The organism is Desulfonatronovibrio magnus (genome assembly GCF_000934755.1).
GTDB lineage: Bacteria > Desulfobacterota > Desulfovibrionia > Desulfovibrionales > Desulfonatronovibrionaceae > Desulfonatronovibrio > Desulfonatronovibrio magnus.
Window position 1 is genome coordinate 9,312 of record NZ_KN882195.1, and the last position, 6,178, is coordinate 15,489.

General features: G+C 43.5%; 3 protein-coding genes. All 3 read right to left on the reverse strand.

All coding sequences use genetic code 11. The features are described 5' to 3' along the window. Positions 1-22: 22 nt before the first annotated feature. The 3 genes from LZ23_RS23125 to LZ23_RS22055 all read right to left on the reverse strand — a co-directional run bounded on the left by LZ23_RS23125 (position 23) and on the right by LZ23_RS22055 (position 5,957). Entirely contained in the window at positions 23-2,311 is a 2,289-nt protein-coding gene (locus LZ23_RS23125) for a PAS domain-containing sensor histidine kinase (RefSeq protein WP_052507616.1), read from the reverse strand. Beyond that, positions 2,311-3,102, reverse strand: a complete 792-nt coding sequence (locus LZ23_RS22050) for a substrate-binding domain-containing protein (RefSeq protein WP_157493456.1) — start codon at positions 3,100-3,102, stop codon at positions 2,311-2,313. Before LZ23_RS22050 ends, LZ23_RS23125 begins: the two co-directional genes overlap by 1 nt. A gap of 62 nt (positions 3,103-3,164) precedes the next feature. Next, on the reverse strand, positions 3,165-5,957 hold the full coding sequence (locus LZ23_RS22055; protein ID WP_084591200.1) for a PAS domain S-box protein: 2,793 nt from the start codon (positions 5,955-5,957) through the stop codon (positions 3,165-3,167). Positions 5,958-6,178 lie beyond the last annotated feature (221 nt).

Below are 6,178 nucleotides of genomic sequence, written 5' to 3' on the forward strand. Positions count from 1 at the left end.
TCAGCCTTCAGCCTTCCCACCTTCAGCCTTCAGCCTTCCCACCCTCAGCCTTTTCAACAAATGGCAAAACAACAATAAAAGTAGTACCTTTATCTGGTTCGCTGTCCACAGATATGTTTCCTCCAAGATGATCCACCACCTTTTTGACCACAGCCAGTCCCAGACCGGCACCTTCGTGAGATCTGGTAAAACTTCCATCCTTTTGTACAAAAGGCTGAAATAATCCTTCCATGTCATTTTCATGAATCCCCTTGCCTGTATCAGATACAACAAACATGATTCTTTTCTTGTCCTTTATCACCTGAGGAAGCTGAGAAATTGTCAGGGAAACTTTTCCTTTGTCAGTAAATTTCAGGGCATTGCCAACCAGGTTGAAAAGAACAATTTCAATTCTGGACTTGTCTCCCATAAAAACCTGAGGAACATTGGTATCAACATGACATTCAAAGGCAATCTTTTTTTCAATGGCCTGCAGTAGAAAAATATCATTTACAAAGTCACATAAGTCTGCAGGCCTGATTTTTGTTTTTGAAATCACCATGCTTCCAGACTCTATTTTGGATATCTCAAGGATATTGGACAAAAGGCTGGCAAGTCTCCGGGCTGAAGCATTAGCCATGTCCAGCATACTCATATCGTCAGGATCCAGGTCCAGACCTCCAAGTAGCTGCAGAACACCAATGATGCCATTGAGCGGAGTACGTATCTCATGGCTCATGTTGGCCATGAATTCTGTTTTGGCCTGACTGGCTTCTTCAGCCTGCTTTCTTGCTGATATAAGTTCCTGCTCAGCTTTTTTTCTGTCGGTTATGTCGACAAAGGTTTCCAGAAGCTGAAGGCGGCCCTGGTAGGTAACCTTTCTTACTGACTTTAGAATAGGAATACGCTCCCCATTGCAATTAAGAAGCAGCCTTTCGGACTTGTCTACTTCCTGACCAAGATCTGTTATAGGGCACTTGCCTGGCTCTGCCGGGCAGATAAAGTTGTGGCATAATTTATGGATTACCTTACCTTTCGGGAGTCCAATAAGGCCTGAAGCATGAGGGTTGACCATGGTTATTTGATGCGTATCCGGATCAACCACAACTATTCCGGCGTCAATGTTTTCCACCAGTGTTCTAAGAGTTTCCTCACTATTTCTTAGTTTTTGTTCAGCTTCCTTGCGTTCAGCAATATCTGTTGCTGCCTGGAGCTTGACTTTTCGACCGTCTATCCATTTTAAATGACGCTCCCTGCAGTCATACCACTTCCCGGTCTTTTCATTGAACACCTCTCTTTGCAGGGTAAAGTTGTCTCCATTATTGACAATATATTCTTCGTTGCTGCAGTGATCGCATGGTGCAGTTCTGCCATGCACCGCCTGCCAGCATTTCTTACCGGAAATATCACCCCATTCTTTTTTGCTCTGACGGTTGGCGTAAAGAATATCATAAGAATCAATATCCACCACGTATACAGAAGTACCGAGCCCATCAAGAACCGTCATCAGCCTTTCATGAGCTGCTTCTGCTTCAGCAGCAGATTCACGCTGAAAATCAATTATCTTTTTTATCCTGCCTACTATCACTGCTGTCAAAAGGACAATAGACAAAAATATTCCAGCAATTACAGTCCACTCAATTGTCTGGTAACGGCTGGAGCGTAACACGGCCAAATCTTCCAGTCGTTCCATTTCCATAATGCTGTTTAAAAAGACACGGCCCGCATCTTCGCGCATCCTTTGAAACAATGGAGGCCCGGACATGGTCTTTCTGAAAACCTGTCTCGATAATTGAACATAAGAGTCAGGCTTGTTCAGTGCATTGTTGCGCATTCTGACCATATTTGCCAATTCATTAACAGTGTTCGCAGCAGTGTCGATTTTCGGACACAGTTCAATCTGGACAAGCATTGCCAACTCAGGATCAGTTGGACTATATTCATATTGTTGAGTAATCTGATTATATTCTTCCAGGTTTAAATCAATGGTTCTATTATAGACACCTCCATAGCGCAGGATATCCATTGCTGACTCAATAACCTGGAGCCCATGCAAATATTTTGAGCTTAAAAGGTCCACCATGTGGTTGGAGTGGGTGGAGGACATTGCTGTATAGTAATTTTCCAGCTTCAAAATTTTATGTGTAATGTCTTCTCCAATTATCACTGCTATACGCTGGTTGGCCTTGTCTTTTTCCAGGTTTTCTTGAAGAAGCACAAAATGCTTGTGAATAAATGTTATTGTAGCCAGTCCCAGGATAAAACAGGCAATTAACATGACTAAGTACATCAATACTGCATTGTCATTTCTCGTAATTTTTGAAGCAATCATTAAAGCGAGTCCTCTTCCAGAATAAAACCATGTTTTCTAAAGATAGCTTTACCAATGGGGCCTGAAGCTATTTCCATAAAAACCAAAGCCTCCTCAGCGTGCTTTGAAAAAGAAAGTTTAGCAAGTATAAGTGCTCTTGGAGGGGCGTATTTTTCATCCATGAGCAGGGCCTGAACATGCTCTTTATTTTCATCCCAGACCGAAGGTGCATACCAGTTGATTCCAGCATGGGCTTGTCCCCTGACTATGGCCATAGTTACTCCCTTAGAGTCAGCTGCATAATACATAATATTGTCCAGGATTTCCTCTGCCAGTCCCTTGCGGGCAAATACTGCCGTAGTTTCCCTGCCTATGCTCCCCAGCTCAGGATCAGCCAGCACAACTGCGTACTCAGGGTTTAGCAGCTCCGCAGGATCGCCTTTAAGCCCGAGAGGATTTCCCCTGTTCACCATAATAGCAGCCCGGTTAAATCCCACCAGCACTGTTTGCGAAATGAATCCTTTTTCTGCTGCCTGTTCTATAAATGACTCATCACCGGGAAGAAAAAGATCCCCCTGTTGAAGAGCCTTAATCGCATTGAAATGGTTGCTCGAGGCATCCTGAAGAATTGTAATCCGGCAGGCGCACTTGGATTCCACGATTGCAGCCAGCTCCACCATAGGATTGACCATGGTCACACCGGTATAGACTAAGAGCCTTGGTTTTTCTTCAGCATATCTGGAGCTATCTTCAGAGCAGCCTGAAAAAAACATCAAGCTCATCACAATAAGCATCATAATTTTAACTGACATGAAAACAATCCTCCCCAAAAAAAAGGGCTGCACAAGAATTGAAAAAGGCGAACTTGCAGCAATCACTTCCAGACCACAGTAGAATTTTTCCCCTTAAGTTTGGCCTTTGATAATGCCTGTCCTGCCTGGGAAAACAACTGGTCTTCATTCTCAACCTGCTGACTGTAGCATGTAACACCCAGGCTTATGGTATATGAAATATTTGCGCCTTCACAGAAAGCTGGCTGATTTTCGATCATCTGCCTGAGTCTTTCTGCCAGGGCAAACGCCCCTTCTATATTAGTCTCTGAAAGGATTATCAGAAATTCTTTGCTGCTGAATCTGCCAGCCATGTCCACCTCACGCAAAGAATTCTGTAAAATTTGGGCAAAATGCTGCAGCACCTGATCGCCTGCATCATAACCATGTTCAGTGTTGATTTTCTTAAGTCTATCAATATCCGCCATGATTAACGATAACGGATGATTGTATCTTCTGGCCCTGGCCAGTTCATCACAGACAATAGATGTTAGCTTTTTCCTGTTCCAAAGCCCTGTAAGTTCATCTCTATCAGAAAGAAAGAGGACCTTTTGCTCTGCTTGTTTGCGCTGAGTGATATCCTGAATGGTTCCATAAAGCCTGACACATCTTCCATCCTTAAACTCGGCCTTGCCCAGGGTTCTTACCCAAAGCTCATTGCCTTTGGCTGTAATCAGCTCAACTTCCACATCATAGGGTTCACCTGTCTCAATACATCTTGTAACCTTCTCAGATATTTTTTCACGACTCCTGCCTTGCTTGTAAAATTCAAGGGAGTTATGCATGTTTGGTATGAAATCAGGACCAACCTCATGTATTTCTCTGGTCACTTCAGACCATTCATCCTCTCCGGTGAGCATGTTCTTGCCCCAGCCTCCAATACGGGCCACATTGCTCATTTCACTGAGCATGGAATTGAGTTTGGCCAACTCCTGTTCAAATTGTTTGCGCTCAGTTATATCTTTGGCAGCCCCGACTATACCAACAACTCTGTTCTGATCAGCATCCCAGACAGGACTAGCATGATCCTTGATCCAGCGAAGTGCTCCATCCTTACGAACAATTCTAAGCTCTCTGACATCTTCCTGACCTGCAAAAAGTCGCTTCACTCTCTCCACCCCTGCAGGCAGATCTTGAGGATGAATGAGCTTTTCCCAGCTTGTCGTACTTTGTTCTCCTACAAGACTATATCCGGTTACTTCCTCAAATCCACCGGCAACCCAGGTACACTCAAGCGTGTTATCTAAGTTTACCCTGAAGGAATATACATAGTCGGATATTAGTCTTGATATGTGACGATATCTCGTCCTGCTTATCTCCAATTCGTTCATAATTTTTTGACGCATGGAAATATCTCTGACAACAGCCAGTATCTGTTCACTTTTTCCAATTTTCACCTTTCCAGTATGCACTTCCACTGGAAACGCTTTACCATCCCTGCGTACATGTTCAACCTGCAAGATAGCTGATTCTCCGGGCTGCCAGTCTTGCCATTGCTCAACGATATGCTTCTTATCACCCTGACGAGGGTGCAGCTGAAAAACTGTCATATTAAGCAGCTCTTCTCTGGAGTAACCGGTTCCTTTAACAGCAGCCTGATTGACATTCACGATCCGTCCCTTAAGGTCATGCAGATAAATCATATCCAATGACTGTTCCATGAGCGCTCTGTACTTTTGTTCACTGGCCCTGATTTTTTCTTCGAGATATTTTTGTGAAGTTATATCCATGGCCACCCCGGATATCAAAGCATCTTCATCAGCAATTGAGCTTGGACGCCCCTTGTCGTGCAGCCAGCGCCACTTTCCGGAACTGTCTTTAAGCCGGTATTGGATATCAAAAGCAAGACCTTGCTGAGTTCCTGCAATGGCCTTTTTCACTACAGGCAGATCATCAGGATGTATGGACTCATGCCAGAGCATGGGGTTATTTTTTAAATCCTCAAGGGAGATACCAATAATATCCTTCATTCTAAGTGAGTGCCATGCCATACCTCCCTTAGATGGACAAAATGAATAAAGAACTGCTGGCACAGAGGAAAGAATCATCTGCAATTGCTCACTATTTTTCCTGGCATTCTTCTCAGCCTTGTCTCGCAGGTCAATTTCCCTCTGTTTTTCCTTTACTGCCTGATCAAGCTCCCTTGTTCTTTCCTGGACAATTTTTTCTACCTGATCACTACTATGTCGCAGGACAGCGTAAAGTTCCTTAGATTCGGTTAAATCCATAAAGGTCATTAAACCCATGACAGAATTGTTTTCAAAACCTGGATGCAAATCTGCCCGGACATGAATGTGTCTGCAGAAATCATGGTCAGTCACAGTTCTGAATATTATTGGTTCAGGGATACCAGTAGAGCGAAGAGTTTGATAAAAATCTGTAAAAAGTTTTTTATCACTGTCGTGGATATGCCTGACAAAGGAATTATAGCAAGACTTTTGGGATGGCTTGAGACCCATCATTCGAGTCAGTGACTTTGTCCAGATTTCCCTGCCTTTTACAATATCAAGCAGCCATATTCCATGTCTTGGCACCGGATGCGTGTGCGGCATATCGGGTTCATTGTGAAGCTCAGAACTGCATGAGTAAGGCCGCTTTATACTGACTGCTGAAAATAGAACTGATGGATGGATGTCCAGGGTTTCACATATCTTGAGCATCAGAGTCATTGACAGGGCTGTTTCTCCTCTTTCAATGCATCCAAGGTGCTGCTGGCTGATATCTAACATTTCTGCAAGCTTTCCCTGCGAAATCCCTGCAATATTTCTGTAAAGCCTGATCTTAAGTCCTAAAGGTTCAAGCATGGCAGTTACCCTGGTATTATTTATCAAGAGCATTAAGCGTTTCTGAAAAGGCGAGCTTTAACAGTTCCGAAACCAGGGACTGTCCCCGTGCCGATTGCGATTGCATAGCTTCCACCTTTGACGTAAGACATAACATATCTGATCAGATCATTGAGAATGAATCATAAGCAAAAAACATTTTTGTACAATTTTTCTTACCTTATGTAAACAAGGCCACAGTTTATATTACCTCAAAATTTATTACAAAAATGTCA